The organism is Klebsiella planticola ATCC 33531 (assembly GCF_000735435.1).
GTDB lineage: Bacteria > Pseudomonadota > Gammaproteobacteria > Enterobacterales > Enterobacteriaceae > Klebsiella > Klebsiella planticola.
In genome coordinates, this window is record NZ_JMPP01000036.1 from 40,742 (window position 1) to 59,162 (window position 18,421).

Consider the following 18,421-nt stretch of genomic DNA (forward strand, 5'->3'; position numbering starts at 1 on the left):
GAATGAGAGGGCTGCAAGATGAGTGACACTATCCGGGTGGGGATGATTGGCTACGGATATGCGAGTAAAACTTTCCATGCGCCGTTAATCAGCGGTACGCCGGGAATGACGCTGGCCGCGGTGTCCAGTAGCGATGAAAGGAAAGTCCAGGCCGACTGGCCCCAGGTGAGCGTGGTGGCCGAACCCGCAGACTTACTGAGCAACCCTGATATTGATTTGGTCGTCATCGCTACGCCAAACGATAGCCATTTCCCGCTGGCAAAAGCGGCGCTGGAAGCGGACAAGCATGTGGTCGTGGATAAACCTTTTACCGTGACACTGTCACAGGCAAGGGAGCTGGAGGCCGTGGCCAGGCGCTGCGGCAGACTGCTGTCCGTTTTTCATAATCGCCGCTGGGATAGTGACTTTCTGACACTGAAATCGCTGATTAACGAAGGCCTGCTGGGCGAGGTGGGCTACTTTGAATCGCACTTCGATCGCTATCGTCCGGAGGTTCGTAACCGCTGGCGCGAACAGGGCGGCCCGGGAAGCGGAATCTGGTACGATTTGGGACCGCACCTTCTTGATCAGGTCGTCAATTTATTTGGCCTGCCGGTCAGTATTAGCGTTGATTTGGCGCAGCTGCGTCCGGGCGCCCAGGCGACCGACTATTTCCACGCCGTGCTGGCATATCCTCAGCGCCGGGTGGTGTTGCACGGCACGCTACTGGCGGCAGCAGAAACCGCGCGGTATATCGTCCACGGTTCCCGGGCAAGCTATGTTAAATATGGGCTGGACCCGCAGGAGGAGCGGCTGAAAAATGGCGAGCGGTTGCCGCAGGAGGACTGGGGATACGATATGCGTGACGGGGTACTGACACGGGTTGAGGGGGAGGAACGCACGACGGAAAACTGGCTCACTCTGCCGGGTAACTACCCGGCTTACTATGCTGCCATTCGCGACACCCTCAATGGCAGCGGCGAAAATCCGGTGCCTGCCAGCCAGGCGATTCAGATTATGGAGTTGATTGAACTCGGTCTGGAGTCGGCGAAACATCGCGCCACCCTGAGTCTTATCTAAAGCCTCTGCCCGGCAGCGAGGCCGCCGGGCTGGGGGTCAGGCCTGCTGCACGCGCTGAATCAGCGCCGCTTTTTCCTGACTGCTGAGAAACGCCAGTTCCAGACCATTGATTTGCGCCTGGCGAATCTGATCGCGACTCAGGCCGGCTGCCGGCGCGGCCACGGTGTATTCGTTAATGATGTCGATACCTTGTACCGCCGGGTCGTCGGTATTAATGGATGCCAGCACGCCGTGTTCAAGGAAGGTTTTAAGCGGATGTTCAGCCAGTGATGCCACGGTGCTGGTCTGGATATTGGAGGTCAGGCAGGACTCAATACCGATACGCTGCTGCGCAAGGTAATCCATCAGGGCCGGATCCTGGACGGCTTTTACGCCATGTCCGATGCGCTCAGCTCCCAGCTCCCGTATAGCCTGCCAGATGCTTTCCGGCCCGGCCGCTTCGCCGGCATGCACGGTAATACGCCAGCCGGCATCGCGAGCCAACGTAAAGTGTTGCATAAACAGAGTGCCCGGGAAACCGAGTTCATCACCCGCCAGATCCAGGGCGGTAATAGCGTCGCGGTGGGCAAGCAGCGCGTCCAGCTCTTGCTGGCAGGCCGCTTCGCCGAATGTCCGGCTCAGAATACCAATCAGGCGGGTTTCGACATTAAAATCGCGACTGCCTTCACGTACGCCGGCAATCACCGCTTCAACCACGCCATCGACCGGCAGCTGGTGGGTCATTGCCATATAGCGCGGCGAAAAACGCAGTTCAACGTAGTGGAGACCATTGCGCGCCGCATCCTCAACGTTTTCATACGCAACGCGACGACAGGCTTCCAGCGAGGCCAGAACTTTTACGCCCCAGTCCAGTTTGGCGAGGAAGCTGACCAGATCGGGTTCATTACTGGTGACCTGTACATGTGGGATCAGCGTGTCGAGCGAGGTCGCTGGAAGGGTGATATTGAACTGGCGGCCAAGATCGAGAATGGTTTGGGCACGAATATTGCCGTCAAGGTGGCGGTGAATGTCGGTTAATGGCAAAGTTAAATCAATCATGGTCGCACTCATTTTTTAGTTAAAGTGCACGTCATTATACAGCAATTCTTTAACTCTTTAAAAGCATTGAAAAAATCCAGTGGATACAATCATCTGTCAGACGCGCGATCGGTTTTGAACGCCCGCAGGATCGTCTGCTGATCCCGTCAAAGCCCCGGGCGCCGATCGATGCCGCTCCAGTCCCTTTCTGCTGAGGTCAAGAGACTGGACGACGGGATCCGAAAGGACAGGGTCTCCTGCGCAGAGGCGAAGCAGCGGCTATTGTGCAGCCTCGCCATATTTATTTCTTTTGTGAACGTACAACAGCTTATCGGATTTTTTGATCGCGCTCTCAAGGGAATCGCCTGGCTTTAATGGATAGTTGCCATGTGAAAATGAGACCCGCGGGTCTTTATCCGTATGGCGTAAGTTTTCTTTGATTCGGGCGATGATTTCTAAGCTCTTCGCGTAGTCGGTATCGATAAGAATTAATAGAAACTCATCGCCGCCAGGACGGATGCCATAGTCACTTTTACGAAGGGACTGCTCGATGGCCTGGCCTAATGACTGGATGACTTTATCGCCCATATCATGACCGAGCGTGTCATTGATCCTTTTCAGACCATCGCTGTCGATAGATACCAGCGTAACAGGAATGTTCTTTTTCAGCATTGCGTCGATTTTATTACTCAAGGCCTCGTTCAGTATTTTTCTGTTATAAAGGCCTGTCAGCGTGTCAGTAATATTATCTTTGGACAGTTCAGCATGGCGTGTCATTTGTTTTTTGGTGTAGCGACAAAGCAGCCAGGTGCTCATAACGTAGATAAATGCCAACCATAAGTTGTCGATGATAAAATAAATAAGATCTAATTTTATATTTAGTAAGTAGATCGGAGTTAAATGTTCCTGGTACTGTATAATATTAATCGATTTGATGGTCGAACGGTTAAAGTAAATATCACTGGCGGTCACTTCATCCGTTAAGTACAGCGACAGGAAGCGCCAGAGTATCGGGCGGTCCGCGGTGTAAAAGGCCGTGGCTAAATCGTCAATATTTACATCGGTGACAATGATTCCTTTGATTTGTCCATTTTTAAAAACCGGGGTTAACATGCTGATAATGTTTTTTTTAGTATAACCGTCCCGATAAACATGGGAAGTGACATTTTCTCCATGAAGAAAATCGTTTAATGCCCGACGATCAATGCTGATGATGTGGGCGCTACGGGTAATGTCGATGGCATTATCATTGCGGACCTGCCAGTTATCAAATTTGTATTGGTTGGCGGCAATGGGTTTGTTAATGTAAATATAGTCATTATCCAGATCGATATAATACCTGAGGTTGTTGAAAATATACCCGCGATAGCTGGAGAAAGTATATTTTGACGCCGGGAGGTGGCGATCGTTTTGAATAACCGAAAGCGATGGAACATCCCTGACCCAGCTACGACAGTCCGGATTCCGGGTTTGCAAGGTCCCGTTTAAACCATGAAATGTCTGCCTGGTAAGGTTTAATCCCAGTACGCCATTCACCGATTCAAGATATGCGCAAATGTCGTCCCGCTGAATCCTTTGCTCGTCTGACGCTGAGGGGGCAGCAGAAAAAGCTCTGGAAAGCTGAAACGCCATATTCTGATTGATGTATTCCGCATGGGAGAGTGCTGATTTCCCATTTTCAGCCACGTAGCTCATATATCTTTCCAGATCGCGGTATTCACGGATGATGAAACCGATGAAGATCGCCGTGGTCAGAATCACGATCAACGTATTGATATACCTGAAACGCGTGGAAAGCGTGTTGGTGTGCATTCTCAATGACCTGTAAAACTGCAGTCGTGATAACCCAGGCTCAATAGCGCGCAATCGCTGGCAACGAACCCGAATGTCAATGGCTCAATAAATGAGAACAGTAACGAGAAAGGGAAGACATCGGAAATATTGCTGCCAACCGGGTTTAATATTCATGCGTCAGCCTCGCGGCGCTGGCATTACCATCGCCTGTTGCGCATACCCGCGCCCGCGCAGCGGATGCAACACCGTTCTACCCGGGTTCGTTGGTATTATCTTGCATGGAAATCCGTGACATCTGTCTGAAATTTTAATCTGCATTAGCCTTTTTTACCAGTGACTTAATCCATAATATCGCGCCTGCTGCGCCAGGCGACTCCTCGCCATCCTTAACCATGAGACGGGCTCATAGCCAATCGCTATAAATCATAGTGAATCAGTCTTTAATATCGTCAATGATATTTTCTATAGTCTCAGACGCTAATTTTCCTGCTATGAGCGGCAGGCTATTTTAAAAAGGACTCTGGGATTATGGTTTTTACGCTGAAGAAGTTTGCTGTTTCATTGCTTGTCGCCAGCACCTCGCTGCTTGCCGCCTGTGGCCCCGCCGGGCAGGACCCGAACCATATCAAAGTGGGTATCAGTGCGGGGGTCGATCAGCAGGTATGGGCGGTGGCGCAGAAGGTGGCGAAAGAGAAATATAACCTTGATGTTGAAATCGTCACCTTTAACGATTTCGTTTTGCCAAATGAAGCGCTGAATAATGGCGATCTGGATATCAACGCTTTCCAGCACAAACCGTACCTGGATAAACAGATCCAGGAGCGCGGTTATAAGCTGGTTGCGGTAGGAACGACATTCGTCTATCCGATCGCCGCCTACTCGAAGAAAATACACGCCATTAATGAGCTACCTGAAGGGGCTCAGGTAGCCGTGCCAAACGACCCGACCAACCTCGGACGTTCCCTGCTTTTGCTGCAAAAGCAGGGACTGATTACCCTTAAAGATGGGGTGGGGCTGCTGCCAACGTCATTAGATATTGTGAACAACCCGAAGAAGCTGAAAATCGTCGAGATTGAGGCGCCGCAGTTAACTCGCGCGCTTGACGATCGGCAAATTGCGCTTGCCGTGATTAATACGACATTTTCCAGTCAGGTAGGGCTCTCGCCTACCCGTAACGGGCTTTTCATCGAAGATAAAAATTCACCCTACGTCAATATCTTCGCCAGCCGGATTGATAACAAAGACAGTGCAAAGGTGAAAAACCTGGTGAAAGCGTATCAAAGTGATGAAGTCGCCGCTGCCGCAGCGGAGCTGTACAAAGGCGATGCGGTAAAAGGCTGGTAGTCGGTATGGCATCAGGCCGGCGGCGGGAGCACGTCACCGGCCTGGGCGCCAGGGATTACTTCTGGATCAAATAGCGGATAGTTGGCCCGTCTTGTTGAATATCCAGCACCGTATAACCGTAGTTGCGGGCGTCCTGCGGAATGTTATTAATCGACTGGGGACAATCGCTGACCACTTCCAGAATCTCCCCTTTCTTAAGCGAAGGCATCGCTTCCAGGGTGGCAACGGCCGGGTAGGGACAGGGTTCGCCTACCATGTCGAGACGATAATCGGGAACGATAGTTTTCATGCGGTTTCCTTAACATTGGCCATGGCGGCGGATTTCTGCCGGAAAAAATGTTTCTCCCAGGCAATGACCAGCATCAGCGCGATAAATAATAGCAGGTAGGTCACCAGCAGGCCGCCAAACGGCCCGAAGGTGGCCAGCAGATTGACTTTATCCCAGTTGGTGGCCAGCGTTGGGGATAAATCATCCCAGAAATAGGCCAGAATCGTCGAACCAATGACGTTGCCCAGCCCTACCCACCAGTAGTGGACCTGACCTTCAACGGCGCGGTACATCCAGCCGGTTTCACAGCCGCCGGCCAGCACAATACCGAAACCAAACAGCAGGCCGCCGATGACTGCATTCGGGCCAGCCCACATGATTTTGGGCTCCATGCCCAGCTGCACATAGCTGAAAATGCCAATCGCGCTCGCCGCCATCCCGAAGATAATCGCTTTGGCCATATAGGTGCGTCCGGTGATCCACATATCGCGGAACGCCGAAGTAAAGCAGATCTGCGCACGTTCAATCAGCAGACCAAAACCGACCCCGAACAGCATCGCCAGTCCCAGTTTAGGCTGATTGAGTGCGGTCAGTAATCCCCAGGCGATCATGGCGAAGAACACCAGCATCCCTGCGCGAAAACGACGCCGCGCCTGCGCCGGTTTTTGCGTTAGCGGCGAGGCCGCCGAAACTTTTTGTATCCTGACCGGGATACGGAACAGGGGCAGCAGCGTAAAGCGCGCGCCAAACCAGGTTCCGATAGCCGTTGCGATGGCAAAGAACCAGGCGTGGAGGGAAAACTGAGGAATACCGGTAAAAAAGGCTGCCAGGTTGCAGCCCATCGCCAGGCGTGCGCCAAAGCCGGCAATGATCCCGCCCGCCACGGCCTGAATAATACGGATCCGGCTGCGTGGCAGGCGTAATTTGATATTGTTTGCCCACAGCGCGGCGGCGAAGCAGCCGCCAAACATGCCGATAATCATCATGCCGTCAATGCGGGTTAACGGCGTCCCTTCGAGATGAATCAGTTTGAAATAACCCCACTGCTCGGTATGAACCCCGGCAAGTTGCAATAACTGCCCGCCCCAGCGGGTAAATTCCCCGGTCACGGCCCAGAACGTGCCGGTAATACCGAAATAATAGGTGGAGAGAATACCGGCTGCGATAACCGCGGGGGCCGGCGCCCAGAATTTAATCAGGTAGGCCTGTTTGAACTGTTGCCATGTCATGAAAGATGCCTCTGAACTCAGAAGGTAAATGACCCCGGGCGGGGTGCAAGAAGGCGGGATAATACGCCGCTTATAGCGAGAAAACGCTCGATGGGATCAATATGAATCGATCCGGCCACAAAAATAAAGGCCGCGTAGCGGCCTTTATTCTCTTTTATTCTCTTTGCGCAGGTCGATGAGTCATCGTCGGGAGGCAATTAATGAAAGCCCAGCCGAATAAGGCTCATCGGGCAATATAGTCCTTCGCAGCCTTCTATTTCCACGCAGTCCGCGCGGCGTAATTGTTCCGCCGTTTTACCTTCGCCGTGGATGGCCTTAATAACGCCCGTCACGCCATTTCCTGCCACCATAACCATGCTGCCTGTTGAGATAGCGTTACGGTTACGATCGTAAGTTTTCATGGTTTCCTCCTCTTATCAAATATCTGAACGGGATGGTTAGCGGCTTTTTTTAATACACCTTTTACCGGTGAATTTTTTTGAGCTTTATCAAAATCATGCCTGTTTTTACCCGTAAGTCCCCCTTCATGGCGACGGGGGACTTACGGGCTATTCCGCGCCGCGGGCTAGGATACTTTCGCGAACATCCAGTACAGCACCGCGGAGAGTATCACCGAGGCGGGCAGTGTGAGTACCCATGCCATCAGCAGATTACGCACGGTAGAAAACTGCAGTCCTGAGCGATTTGCCGCCATGGTTCCGGCGATACCGGAAGAGAGGACGTGGGTGGTGGAGACGGGAAGACCAAAGGCATCGGCGGCGCCGATGGTGCTCATCGCCACCAGTTCCGCGCTGGCGCCCTGAGCGTAGGTCAGGTGCGTTTTGCCGATCTTCTCACCAATGGTGACGACAATACGCCGCCAGCCGACCATGGTGCCCAGCCCGAGCGCCAGAGCGACGGCCACTTTGACCCAGAACGGAATGAAACGGGTGGCGTTATCGAGCTCTTTTTTCAGCGCATCGAGGTTCTGTGACGTCTCCCGCGGCAGTTGGACATCGGGGTTGTTCTTCAAATGCTTGATCGTTTCCGACGCCAGATACATATCGTTACGGGTGTTGGATACCGCCTGGGCCGGGATCTTATCTACCGAACCGTACTGGCGAATCTGGTCGCCAATAATGCCGGAAAGATGCGCCAGCGCCGGTAACACGTCCGGCGTCAGCTGGCTGTCGCGCACATACTGGGTCAACACTTCACGAGGATCGCTGGGGAGGTTCCCCGGGAATTGTTGGAGCAGCCTGTTTTCGGTGACTTCGGCCAGCGCCGCGACCCGCGGTGCCTGTTCCGGCGGCAGAGTGCGGTTGAGCGCATAGGCGATGGGCATGGTCCCCACCAGAATCAGCATAATTAGCCCCATTCCCTTTTGCCCGTCGTTGGAGCCGTGGGCAAACGAAACGCCGGTACAGGTGAGGATCAGCAGACTACGGATCCACAGCGGCGGCGGCGCGTCATTTTTCGGTGCGGCGTAGAGCTGTCTGTTTTTGACGAAGCGCTTTAACAGCAGCAGCAGGACGGCGGCGCAGACAAAACCGACCACCGGCGAGAGCAGCAGGGAATATCCGACATTGACCGCCTGGCCCCAGTCGACGCCGCTGGTGCCGTTGCGTCCGTGGATCAGCGCGTTGGAAACGCCAACGCCAATGATCGAGCCGATCAGCGTGTGCGACGAAGAGGACGGCAGGCCGAACCACCAGGTCCCCAGGTTCCAGATAATGGCTGAAAACAGCAGGGCATACACCATGGCAAACCCGTTGCCGGTACCGGCCTGCAGAATGAGTTCGACCGGGAGTAATGAGATGATACCGAAGGCCACCACGCCGCTGGAGAGCAAAACGCCGAGGAAATTAAAAAAGCCGGACCACATGACCGCGACGGTGGGCGGCAGAGAATGGGTATAGATGACGGTGGCCACGGCGTTGGCGGTATCATGGAAGCCGTTAACAAATTCAAAGCCGAGTGCAATCAATAAAGCCAGTCCTAATAAAAGAAAAGGCAGGTAGCTGGTATATACCGTTCCTGAACGGGCGACATCGTTAAATAAGCTCACGCCGGAAAATGCGATGCCGATAGCTAATAAAAAGACAAAAAAAAGAACAGTTTTTTTACTGTTCTTTTGGTAAATCTTTGACTGGATGATTTGCGGGCTAAGGCCCGGCGCAACGCGTTGCGAGCTGCTGTTATCGCTCATCAGGAACCTTCCTCTAAACGTCAGACAGGGTAAATTATTACGGGTGACAGCGCTGAACTTATAAAACGCAGATGTCAGCCAGGTTTCCGTTTGATGAACAAATCATTAACCTTGCCAGGCTCTGAAAAATAGCGAAAGATGACTTTATTCGGGTCCGAACAGCATGCAATAAAATCCTGAGGGATATATGAGTCAAGATGTCGCAGGAAAGATGTTAAAGCCCGATTTTGATATGGAAGTCTCTGGGCTGGTGTACGGTTTTCTTTTTCGTGAAGGGCATCAGCCGCTGCAAATCACCTCCCAGCAAGTGTGCTCCCGCTTTCACGAGCTGGACGGGGAAAATGATTTCGTCTGGCTGCATCTTAATCTCAACCACGCAACCGCCGAGAAGTGGCTGATGAACCATTTCCCCGTTGCCGATTTTTTCTTTGAGGAGATCCGCGACGGTTCTCACACCACCCGCATTGAGCGGCAGGGCGACAATTTATTTGCCGTGCTGAACGACGTCATTTTTCATCCTAAAGAGACCACCGCAGAAACATCGACGCTGTGGCTGTACTGCAGTCAGAAGCTGGTGGTAACGGCCCGCTATAAACCGCTGCGCTTTATTGAATGGATGTTGCCACGGCTGGCGACATTGAACGTGACATCCTCCACCGCGCTGTTGGCCTTTTTGCTCGAAGAGCAGGAGGAGGTGCTGGAACAGGTGGTGCGCCAGGCAAGCCGCCACGTCGATACCATCGAAGAGCGGCTGCTCAGTAACCATGTCCAGCGTAACCGCGCCGATCTGGCGCGCCTGCGGCGGATGCTCCTGCGCTTTCAGCGGCTGTTGGCTCCCGAACCGGCAGCCATGTTTCGGCTCCTCAACCGGCCTCCGGCGTGGATCGACCGCTCCGTGGTTCAGGAGTTTCGCCAGTTCACCGAGGAGTTTACCGTAGTGCTCAACGACCTCTCCGGGCTGACCGAGCGTATCAGCCTGCTGCAGGAGGAGATCAGCGCCCGGCAAATGGAAAAAAGCAACCGCACGCTATATACCTTGACGGTCATTACCGTGCTGGCGTTACCGATCAATATTGTGGCGGGGTTCTTCGGCATGAACGTCGGGGGGATTCCGCTTTCGACCAATCATCACGGGTTTATCCTGCTGGTGCTGCTCGTCGGGGGATTTACCCTTGGGGCCGGTTATCTGGCCTTCCGGCGGCGGGACGATTTGTGAGCCGGGGGGCTGTGCAGGCTTGCCCGCAGCGTTTAACACGGCTGACACCGTGCTGAACGCCGCGGTGTGGCTATGCTAAAGCACGCAGGGCGGCAATCAATCCGTTGACGCCTCTTTCCAGTTTCTCCCGGGGACAGCCGGCATTGAGGCGCACAAAACCCACGCCTTCTTCGCCGTAGGTATACCCGGGCATAATGGCGACCTTCTGTACCTCGATGAGCGTTTTTTGCAGCGCGCGGTCGTCCACGCCGAGCGGGCGCAGATCGATCCAGGCGAGATAGGTGGCCTGCGGCGGCTTCCAGTTCAGCTGCGGGAAGGCCTGATTGAGCGCCTGAGCAATATAGCGCATGTTATCCTGCAAATAGGCCCGTAGCGCATCGAGCCACGGGGCGCCTTCACGGTAGGCGGCAATATGGGCGACCAGCGCCGGCACGGAGGGGGAAGAGAGTCCATCGCGACTCTTCAGAGCCGTGAGATAAGCTTCGCGGGATGCGGCATCGTCAATCAGGCCGTAAGCCCCGGTAAACGCGGGAATATTGAAGCTTTTCGAGCCGGAGGTGAACAGCGCCCACGGCCCGCGAGCGACGTCGCACCACGGCGTATGACGATGCTCACCCCAGACCATATCCATATGAATCTCATCGCTGATGACCTTCACGCCGTGCTTTTCGCACAGCAGGGCCATGGTTTCAAGCTCTTCGCGGCTCCACACTCTTCCGGTCGGGTTATGCGGGCTGCACAGCAGCAGCAGCGTGTTGCGCGGCTCCGCCAGCGTGCGTTCAAGCTGCGCCATATCGCAATGCCACTGATTATCCCGATGCGTCAGCGGGACCGGCGCAACGCGACGGCGGTTTCCGGCAATGGTTTTATAAAAAGCGTCATAGGCCGGCGTATGGACCACCACACCATCGCCTTCGTCAGACCACTGGCGAATCATCTCCGCCACCATGTAAATGACCGACGGGCCATACACGATTGCATCGCGGTTAACGGGGCACTGAAAACGGCTGGCGTACCAGTGGGCGACCGCGCCCAGAAACTCATCGTTTTTCCAGCGGCTGTAACCGAACACGCCGTGCGCCAGGCGCCGACTGACGGCATCAAGAATGCAGGGGGCGGTGGCGAAATCCATATCGGAGATAGTAAAGGGGAGCAGGTCGGCGGCACCGAAGCGGTCGGCTACGTAGTCCCATTGCGTACACCAGGTGCCGTGGCGATCGACAGGCGTTGCAAAATCAAACATTGACACTTCCTTTATCAAAGCCCCCTCCGGGTCAGGAGGGGGCGGGCGTTTATGCCTGGACGGTATTCATCAGTACGCTCATTTCATCTTTCACCGACTGAACCTGAGGGCCGATAACCACCTGCAGGTTATGCTGATTCAGCTGTACTACGCCGATGGCGCGGTTGGCTTTCAGCGCGGCGCTATCCACTTTACTCATGTCGTGCACCGACAACCGCAGGCGGGTAATGCAGTTATCCAGGGAAACGATATTGTCGGCCCCACCCAGCGCGGCCAGAATGGCCGGTACGTTGTAACCGGATTTACCGGTGACGCCGCTCACGGCTTTGTCAAAGGCGGTCTGGGTTTCGATATCGCGGCCCGGCGTTTTCAGGTTAAAGCGGGTAATGGCGAAGCGGAAGATGCCGTAATACACCGCAAACCAGATAGCGGCAACCACCGGTACCAGATACCACTTGGTTGACAGGCCGTGCAGGATGCCGAAGACCACGAAGTCAATGACGTTCCCGTCGGTGTTGCCGATAGTGACGCCCAGCACCGCCATGATGGTGAAGCCGAGGCCGGTCAGCAGGGCGTGAATAACATACAGTACCGGGGCGACGAACAGGAACAGGAACTCCAGCGGTTCCGTGGTGCCGCCGACGACGCAGGCAATCACGCCGGAGATCAGCAGGCCTTTAATTTTATGACGGTTTTCCGGACGCGCGCAGTGGTACATCGCCAGCGCCGCCCCCGGCAGGCCGCCGAGGAATGCCGGCATTTTACCCTGCGACAGGAAACGGGTGGCACTTTCTGAGAAGCCGTGAGTTTCCGGGCAGCTCAGCTGCGCCTGGAAGATAGTCAGCGCGCCGCTAACGGTATGACCGCACACATCCAGGGTTCCGCCCGCTTCGGTAAAGCGAATCAGGGCCACCAGAATGTGGTGCAGACCGAACGGCAGCAGCAAACGTTCGCCGGTACCGAAGATCATCGGTCCGAAGTCGCCGGCGCTGTTAATCACGTGACCGAGGGCGTTAATCCCCATGGCAAAGACCGGCCAGACGAGGGGGATAACCAGGCCGACCAGCCCGAGCACCACGGTGGTGATAATCGGCACAAAACGCGTGCCGCCAAAGAAGGCTAATGCGTCAGGCAGGCGGATATTATGAAAACGCTCGTGCAGCATCCAGACAATGATCCCGGCGATCACCGCCCCCAGGATCCCGGTATCGATCGACTGAATACCGATGATGTTCTGGATATTGTTGGCTTTCAGCACCGCCGCATCGGTCGTGGGCAGAATTCCTTTCGCGGTGAGCCAGAAGTTCACCGCCAGGTTCATGACCGCATAGCCAACGAAGCCGGCGAAAGCCGCCACGCCTTTATTTTCGCGCGCCAGCCCCAGCGGAATCGCGATACAGAACATGACCGGCAGGAAGCTAAAGGCGAAGGAGCCGACTTTGCTCATCCAGACAAACACGGCCTGCAGCAGCGGAATATCGAGCCACGGCAGCAGGGTGAGCACATCATGACTGCTTAAAGAGCTGCCGATCCCGAGCATGATCCCGCAAAAAGAAAGCAACGCCACGGGCAACATAAACGTTTTTCCTAACTGCTGGAAAAACTCCCACAAGGTAATTTTTGGTGTCGTTTTTGCCGTCATTAACACGAATCCTGATTTTTTAAGTTATGGGTAGGGTGTAACGCTACGGCAAGATAAAACGTTTTATCACTTTTTAGTGCGATAAAAATCACATAATCAGGCGAAGATAACGTTTATAAAGGTAACTCATTGATAAAACGTTTTATCGACCGCCACAGGGAGACGGTTGCAGTTATGGCTATCGCAAAAAAGATCACCATTAACGACGTTGCGCAGGTGGCAGGGGTGTCGGTGAGTACGGTTTCACTGGTGCTGAGCGGCAAAGGCCGGATATCGTCGGCTACCGGCGAGCGCGTCAATCAGGCGATTGAACAGCTGGGTTTTGTGCGTAACCGCCAGGCGGCTTCACTGCGCGGCGGGCAGAGCGGGGTGATTGGTCTTATCGTGAGCGACCTCTCCAAACCCTTTTACGCGGAGCTTACCGCCGGACTGACCGACGCGCTTGAGGCCGAGGGGAAAATGGTCTTTCTCACCCAGGGCGGCGACGGTGGAGAAAAAATGCGTCAACGCTTTGAAACCCTGATTTCGCAGGGCGTAGACGGGGTGATTATCGCCGGCGCTATCGATAAAGGCAGCGAACTGCGCGATCGCGCAGCGGAGGTCGGCATGCCGTTGGTGTTTGCCTCCCGCGCCAGCTATCTCGATGATATCGATCTTATCCGTCCGGATAATATGCAGGCCGCGCAGATCGTCACCGAGCATCTGATCCGCCGCGGGCACCAGCGCATCGCCTGGCTCGGCGGACAAAGCGCTTCGTTGACGCGTGCGGAGCGGGTGGGCGGATACTGCGCGACGCTGCTGAAGTACGGGCTGCCGTTTCACAGCGAATGGGTCGTGGAGTGCGAATCGAGCCAAAAGCTGGCGGCCGAAGCAATGGCCTCGCTGCTGCGGCACAACCCGACCATTACCGCCGTGCTGTGTTACAACAACGTGATTGCCACCGGCGCCTGGTTCGGCCTGATGCGGGCGGGACGTCAGAGCGGTGAAGACAGCGTGGAGAGCTATTTTGAACAGCGCGTGGCGCTGGCGGCGTTTGCCGAAGTCCCGGAAAGCGCGCTGGATGATGTGCCGTTGACCTGGGTCACCACGCCTGCGCGCGAGATGGGCCAGAGCCTGGCGGAATGTATTCTACGGCGTCTGGAGAAGGGGCAGATGAGCGCGAGAAATCAAATTATGCCCCCGCGGCTGGTGACCCGAAAATAGCCCCTCGAAAGGGGCTAATCGCGAGATTACTGCTGCGGCGCGACCGGCGGCGCCACTTCTTCAGGCAGGGTTTCCTGCGGTTCGGCGCCAGGGGCTGCCGGCAGAGTAAAGCCAAACATTCCCGCGAACTCATCCAGCGGCATTTTCTGCCCGTTCAGGGTGACCTGACCTTCGGCGTATTGCAGACTGGAGGTGATCGCGTTGTCTTCCATCGCGGTAATGCGGAACATCTGTCCCATGGCGGCGAGACCTTTCACCTGCTGGTCTGCCAGTTTCGCCGCATCTTCCGGCTGGTAACCTTCGAGACCGGCAATCTGAGTCATAAATGCGGTGGCCATATCGACCGGAATCACCAGCTTGCTGTCGAGCGACTTGACGCTGCGATCCACTTCATCCGCCAGCGTTTGCGGCTCAGCGGTGGTCAGCGCAGGGTCTTTCAGCAAAACAGACATATTGAAGGTGCTTTCCCCTTTGGCATTGCGCCAGCTTAGCGGGGCGATAGTCAGAGACGGGTTGCCCTTCAGTAAAATCGGTAGCGCTTTAAAGAAGGTTTCCGTCAGCGCCTGCTGATACAGCTCAGGATTCTGCGTCAGCTCCGGCTTCGCCATCAGCGCCTGAGCTTCGGCATTGTACTGCTGGCTGAACTGATGCCAGGCCTGACCATCAAGATTCGCCAGCTTGATGGTCAGTTTACCGCTGCCGATATCCTGGTTTTGCAGCTTCAGGCTGTTGACGGTGTAGTCCAGCTGGCTGTTAATCCCTTTACCGTCTTCAGTCAGCGAAGACTGGCCATCGATGTTCATCCCTTCCAGCAGGGCCAGCTCTTTCCCTTCAACGCCAATCGACAGCTTCTCCAGGGAGATTTTTTGCTTACCGATGCGCTCATTAAAGCTGGTCATCTCGGTGGCGCCGTCGGTTTTCAGATTATTGAAGTTCAGCTGGACTTTCTGGTTGTATTCATTGAGCGCGTTGATCTGGCCGCTGCTCGCTTCACCGCTCAGACTCACGGATTTGCCTTCCGCATCCGCATCGAGCTGGAACTGACCGCCGCTGAAGGTGACTTTCTCATCGCCTTTCGCGTAGTCGAGTGGTTTTAGATCGATAGCCGACCGGCTGTCGCCGCTGTAGGCAATGCGGGTATTGATAGTAAACGGGGATTCGCCTTTGGCGATATCAAACAGCCCTTTGCTGGCGTCGTTATTAACCAGTGTGGTTCTGACGGACGCCATCGCCGGGGCAAGCTGGCCGGATTTCAGCGCTGCTGCCGGGAAGGGGCCGTGATCGACCGCTTCATCAAACACCAGTGACTGCCCGGCGGCAAGCCAGCTGTTCTCTTTACCGGCAACCGGCTTCACTACCAGCTGCAGGTGGCTACTGAACACGCCGCGCTGGTAGTTTTGCCATGACAGCTCGACGCCCGCTTCCGGCGCGCTGCTCTGTAGCTGCGCATTGGCCTGTTGCACCACCTCGGCGAGGTGACTTTCCAGCTGTTTCCCTGTGTACCAGGCACCACCTGTCCAGATGACGCCCAGCGCCACGATAATTCCTGCTGCGACCAGCGATTTCTTCATAGCATTTGTCCATAAATAAAACCAGGCGGATCGAGCCGCCTGGTCATGTTGTCATGATGAGGGAAAGTCTAGCAAGCGCGGCTAAAAAGTTCAGTAACTTACTTGAGCTTATTAAAAACGCGCGCCAGACGACCGCTGCCGCTGACCGCAACCGGCGACTCGTTACAGCCAATAAAGGCCGACTCACCGGCTTTCAGGGTCAGATGCTGTTCACCTTTACGCAGAACCGCTTCGCCTTCCACGCAGAAAATGATGGCCGCGCTCTGCTGGTCGAGGGTGGATTGCTGTGCCGAAAGATCGTGCAGGGAGAAGGCGAAATCATCGACCGGAATCGGGAAATCCAGCTCCGCGGCGTGTTTCACCGGCTGAGTCAGCAGCTCGCCTGCCGGTTTGGCAACGAACTTCACGTTGGCAACCAGCTCCGGGATATCGATGTACTTCGGCGTCAGGCCGGCACGCAGCACGTTATCCGAGTTGGCCATCACCTCCAGCGCCACGCCCTGCAGGTAGGCATGCGGCGTTTCGGCGAACAGGAACATCGCTTCGCCTGGATTCAGCTTCACCACGTTAAGCAGCAGCGGAGAGAACAGGCCGCTGTCGTCGGGATAGAATTCGGCGATCAGGCGGATGGTCTGCCACGGTTCGCCCTGTTGGTTATCCAGCGCGGTTTGCAGCACGCGCAGAGCCTGCGCTTTTTCTTCACCTTGCATATTGAGCAGGCCGGCGAACAGCTGGCTTAAATGTTCAGCATCCGGCTGGCTGAGAAATTCACCGATGGCCGGGTGCGCGCTGGCAACCGGCTGCAGCAGGGCGGCAATCTCGTTAAATTCGCGGAACGCGTTCATCGCCAGGAATGGCGTCAGCGCAAAGACCAGCTCCGGCTTGTGGTTAGGATCTTTATAATTACGTTCAGCGGCATCCAGCGGAATGCCGGCGGCGTTCTCTTTGGCAAAGCCAATTTCTGAGGCCTGCTTGTTCGGATGAACCTGAATGGAGAGCGGCTGGGCGGCGCAGAGCACTTTAAACAGGAACGGCAGCTCGCCAAAACGCTGTGCAACCTTGTCGCCGAGCAGCGCGGACTTGTCGCCGTCGATGATCTGGCGCAGCGCGTGCGGGCGACCGTCGGCGTCGAGAATCTGCGAGCTGCTTTTCGGGTGCGCGCCCATCCATAGCTCCGCCATTGGCAGGTTGTCCGGGTTGGCGATACCATAAAGTTCCGTTAATGCGGTGTGACTTCCCCAGGCGTAGTTCTGCACTGAGTTAATGAGCTTTTGCATTCTCAATCCCTGTTTCCACATGATAATAATCGCTCTATTAAACCAGCAAACCGCCGAGAAGCAACTGCTGAAAGAAAAAGTCGTCCTTGTCTCAGTTTTTGTTAAAATTTTGTGTAAAATTGATCGACTCGCTTTTCTACAGGCAAATGGAGTGTCTGCCTGAAATATAATCAGCCCAGCAGTAAGTGAGAGCACAATGTCGAATAAACCGTTTGTTTATCAGGATCCTTTCCCCCTCAAAAAGGATGACACCGAGTATTATCTCCTCAGTCGTGACTACGTCTCTGTCGCCGAATTCGCCGGCCAGGAAGTCCTGAAGGTTGAACCTCAGGCGCTGACCCTTCTGGCACAACACGCTTTTCACGATGCTTCCTTCATGTTGCGCCCGGCGCACCAGCAGCAGGTCGCCGATATCCTTAACGACCCGGAAGCCAGTGAAAACGACAAATACGTCGCCCTGCAGTTCCTGCGTAACTCCGATATCGCGGCCAAAGGCATTTTGCCGACCTGCCAGGATACCGGTACCGCAATCATCACCGGTAAAAAGGGCCAGCGCGTCTGGACCGGCGGCGGCGATGAAGCGGCGCTGGCGCAGGGGGTCTATAACACCTATATCCAGGATAACCTGCGCTACTCGCAGAACGCGGCCCTGGATATGTATAAAGAGGTCAACACCGGGACTAACCTGCCGGCGCAGATCGATCTTTATGCTACCGACGGTGACGAATACAAATTCCTCTGTATCGCCAAGGGCGGAGGTTCGGCCAACAAGACCTATCTGTATCAGGAAACCAAAGCGCTGATTACCCCGGCGAAGCTGAAAAGCTACCTGGTTGAGAAGATGCGCACTCTCGGCACCGCGGCCTGTCCGCCGTACCATATCGCCTTCGTGATTGGCGGCACCTCGGCGGAATCGACGCTGAAAACCGTGAAGCTGGCATCGACCAAATATTATGATGGCCTGCCGACCGAAGGTAACGAACACGGTCAGGCGTTCCGCGATATTCAGCTGGAGCAAGAGCTGCTGCTGGAAGCGCAGAATCTCGGCCTCGGCGCGCAGTTCGGCGGCAAATACTTCGCCCACGATATCCGCGTAGTGCGTCTGCCGCGCCACGGGGCCTCCTGCCCGGTCGGCATGGGCGTCTCTTGTTCCGCTGACCGCAATATCAAGGCTAAAATCAACCGGGAAGGGATCTGGCTGGAGAAGCTGGAAAGCAACCCGGGCAAATACATTCCCGAGTCGCTGCGTCAGGCCGGTGAAGGTGAAGCGGTGAAGGTTAATCTCAATCAGCCGATGAGCGAGATTCTGGCACTGCTGTCGCAGTACCCGGTATCGACCCGGCTGTCGCTCAGCGGCACCATCATCGTAG

General features: G+C 55.3%; 15 protein-coding genes. 5 read left to right on the forward strand and 10 right to left on the reverse strand.

Going from position 1 to position 18,421, the window contains the following annotated elements; genetic code table 11:
• Nucleotides 1–18 precede the first annotated feature (18 nt).
• The gene (locus tag GRPL_RS09885; RefSeq protein ID WP_032687421.1) at nucleotides 19–1,059 is read left to right on the forward strand and encodes an oxidoreductase; all 1,041 of its coding nucleotides are present in this window, start codon (nucleotides 19–21) and stop codon (nucleotides 1,057–1,059) included.
• A gap of 36 nt (nucleotides 1,060–1,095) precedes the next feature.
• Here GRPL_RS09885 and add read toward each other — a convergent pair whose 3' ends face one another.
• Entirely contained in the window at nucleotides 1,096–2,097 is a 1,002-nt protein-coding gene (gene add / locus GRPL_RS09880; protein WP_032699681.1) for an adenosine deaminase, read from the reverse strand.
• Between the two features lie 258 nt (nucleotides 2,098–2,355).
• Complete coding sequence (gene dgcJ, locus GRPL_RS09875; RefSeq protein WP_032699682.1) at nucleotides 2,356–3,888, reverse strand: diguanylate cyclase DgcJ; 1,533 nt, start codon at nucleotides 3,886–3,888, stop codon at nucleotides 2,356–2,358.
• Between the two features lie 510 nt (nucleotides 3,889–4,398).
• On the opposite strand from dgcJ, the gene metQ reads away from it, so the two are divergent.
• Nucleotides 4,399–5,214 carry a methionine ABC transporter substrate-binding lipoprotein MetQ gene (gene metQ / locus GRPL_RS09870; RefSeq protein WP_032699683.1) on the forward strand — a complete coding sequence of 272 codons (816 nt, stop codon included), beginning with the start codon at nucleotides 4,399–4,401 and terminating at the stop codon, nucleotides 5,212–5,214.
• A 55-nt stretch (nucleotides 5,215–5,269) separates the two neighbouring features.
• On the opposite strand, the gene yedF is transcribed toward metQ, so the two are convergent.
• The 4 genes from yedF to GRPL_RS09850 all read right to left on the reverse strand — a co-directional run bounded on the left by yedF (nucleotide 5,270) and on the right by GRPL_RS09850 (nucleotide 8,899).
• Complete coding sequence (gene yedF / locus GRPL_RS09865) at nucleotides 5,270–5,503, reverse strand: sulfurtransferase-like selenium metabolism protein YedF (protein ID WP_032687424.1); 234 nt, start codon at nucleotides 5,501–5,503, stop codon at nucleotides 5,270–5,272.
• Nucleotides 5,500–6,711 carry a selenium metabolism membrane protein YedE/FdhT gene (gene yedE / locus GRPL_RS09860; protein ID WP_032699684.1) on the reverse strand — a complete coding sequence of 404 codons (1,212 nt, stop codon included), beginning with the start codon at nucleotides 6,709–6,711 and terminating at the stop codon, nucleotides 5,500–5,502. The genes yedF and yedE overlap by 4 nt, the downstream gene beginning before the upstream one ends.
• Before the next feature lie 197 nt (nucleotides 6,712–6,908).
• Nucleotides 6,909–7,112: a putative selenium delivery protein YdfZ gene (gene ydfZ, locus GRPL_RS09855; RefSeq protein WP_004862611.1), complete on the reverse strand. Its 204-nt coding sequence runs from the start codon at nucleotides 7,110–7,112 to the stop codon at nucleotides 6,909–6,911.
• Nucleotides 7,113–7,276: 164 nt separating this feature from the next.
• Nucleotides 7,277–8,899 (reverse strand): inorganic phosphate transporter, encoded by a 1,623-nt coding sequence (locus tag GRPL_RS09850; RefSeq protein ID WP_032687426.1) that lies wholly within the window; start codon nucleotides 8,897–8,899, stop codon nucleotides 7,277–7,279.
• A gap of 187 nt (nucleotides 8,900–9,086) precedes the next feature.
• Between GRPL_RS09850 and GRPL_RS09845 the strand changes: the two genes are divergently transcribed.
• Nucleotides 9,087–10,115: a CorA family divalent cation transporter gene (locus tag GRPL_RS09845; protein ID WP_032699685.1), complete on the forward strand. Its 1,029-nt coding sequence runs from the start codon at nucleotides 9,087–9,089 to the stop codon at nucleotides 10,113–10,115.
• 70 nt (nucleotides 10,116–10,185) lie between these two features.
• Here GRPL_RS09845 and GRPL_RS09840 read toward each other — a convergent pair whose 3' ends face one another.
• Together GRPL_RS09840 and malX are read right to left on the reverse strand one after the other, a co-directional pair.
• On the reverse strand, nucleotides 10,186–11,358 hold the full coding sequence (locus tag GRPL_RS09840) for a MalY/PatB family protein (protein ID WP_032699686.1): 1,173 nt from the start codon (nucleotides 11,356–11,358) through the stop codon (nucleotides 10,186–10,188).
• Between the two features lie 49 nt (nucleotides 11,359–11,407).
• Nucleotides 11,408–13,000, reverse strand: a complete 1,593-nt coding sequence (malX, locus tag GRPL_RS09835) for a maltose/glucose-specific PTS transporter subunit IIBC (RefSeq protein ID WP_032687429.1) — start codon at nucleotides 12,998–13,000, stop codon at nucleotides 11,408–11,410.
• Between the two features lie 174 nt (nucleotides 13,001–13,174).
• On the opposite strand from malX, the gene GRPL_RS09830 reads away from it, so the two are divergent.
• Nucleotides 13,175–14,203, forward strand: coding sequence for a Mal regulon transcriptional regulator MalI (locus tag GRPL_RS09830; protein ID WP_032687430.1), 1,029 nt, complete (start codon nucleotides 13,175–13,177; stop codon nucleotides 14,201–14,203).
• 26 nt (nucleotides 14,204–14,229) lie between these two features.
• Here the strand turns inward: GRPL_RS09830 and GRPL_RS09825 are convergent, their stop codons facing one another.
• Both GRPL_RS09825 and manA read right to left on the reverse strand, forming a co-directional pair.
• The gene (locus GRPL_RS09825; RefSeq protein WP_032687433.1) at nucleotides 14,230–15,774 is read right to left on the reverse strand and encodes a YdgA family protein; all 1,545 of its coding nucleotides are present in this window, start codon (nucleotides 15,772–15,774) and stop codon (nucleotides 14,230–14,232) included.
• Between the two features lie 98 nt (nucleotides 15,775–15,872).
• A complete protein-coding gene (gene manA, locus GRPL_RS09820; RefSeq protein WP_032687434.1) occupies nucleotides 15,873–17,051 on the reverse strand; it encodes a mannose-6-phosphate isomerase in 1,179 nt (392 codons plus the stop codon).
• Nucleotides 17,052–17,247: 196 nt separating this feature from the next.
• Here manA and GRPL_RS09815 point away from each other — a divergent pair.
• Nucleotides 17,248–18,421 (forward strand): fumarate hydratase (locus GRPL_RS09815; protein WP_032699687.1); only part of this gene is annotated, 1,174 nt, incomplete at its 3' end.

Bases quoted from the DNA above. Each gene is read 5' to 3' on its own strand.
- GRPL_RS09885 (WP_032687421.1), top strand. From the start codon at position 19: ATGAGTGACACTATCCGGGTGGGGATGATTGGCTACGGATATGCGAGT.
- add (WP_032699681.1), bottom strand. From the start codon at position 2,097: ATGATTGATTTAACTTTGCCATTAACCGACATTCACCGCCACCTTGAC.
- dgcJ (WP_032699682.1), bottom strand. From the start codon at position 3,888: ATGCACACCAACACGCTTTCCACGCGTTTCAGGTATATCAATACGTTG.
- metQ (WP_032699683.1), top strand. From the start codon at position 4,399: ATGGTTTTTACGCTGAAGAAGTTTGCTGTTTCATTGCTTGTCGCCAGC.
- yedF (WP_032687424.1), bottom strand. From the start codon at position 5,503: ATGAAAACTATCGTTCCCGATTATCGTCTCGACATGGTAGGCGAACCC.
- yedE (WP_032699684.1), bottom strand. From the start codon at position 6,711: ATGACATGGCAACAGTTCAAACAGGCCTACCTGATTAAATTCTGGGCG.
- ydfZ (WP_004862611.1), bottom strand. From the start codon at position 7,112: ATGAAAACTTACGATCGTAACCGTAACGCTATCTCAACAGGCAGCATG.
- GRPL_RS09850 (WP_032687426.1), bottom strand. From the start codon at position 8,899: ATGAGCGATAACAGCAGCTCGCAACGCGTTGCGCCGGGCCTTAGCCCG.
- GRPL_RS09845 (WP_032699685.1), top strand. From the start codon at position 9,087: ATGAGTCAAGATGTCGCAGGAAAGATGTTAAAGCCCGATTTTGATATG.
- GRPL_RS09840 (WP_032699686.1), bottom strand. From the start codon at position 11,358: ATGTTTGATTTTGCAACGCCTGTCGATCGCCACGGCACCTGGTGTACG.
- malX (WP_032687429.1), bottom strand. From the start codon at position 13,000: ATGACGGCAAAAACGACACCAAAAATTACCTTGTGGGAGTTTTTCCAG.
- GRPL_RS09830 (WP_032687430.1), top strand. From the start codon at position 13,175: ATGGCTATCGCAAAAAAGATCACCATTAACGACGTTGCGCAGGTGGCA.
- GRPL_RS09825 (WP_032687433.1), bottom strand. From the start codon at position 15,774: ATGAAGAAATCGCTGGTCGCAGCAGGAATTATCGTGGCGCTGGGCGTC.
- manA (WP_032687434.1), bottom strand. From the start codon at position 17,051: ATGCAAAAGCTCATTAACTCAGTGCAGAACTACGCCTGGGGAAGTCAC.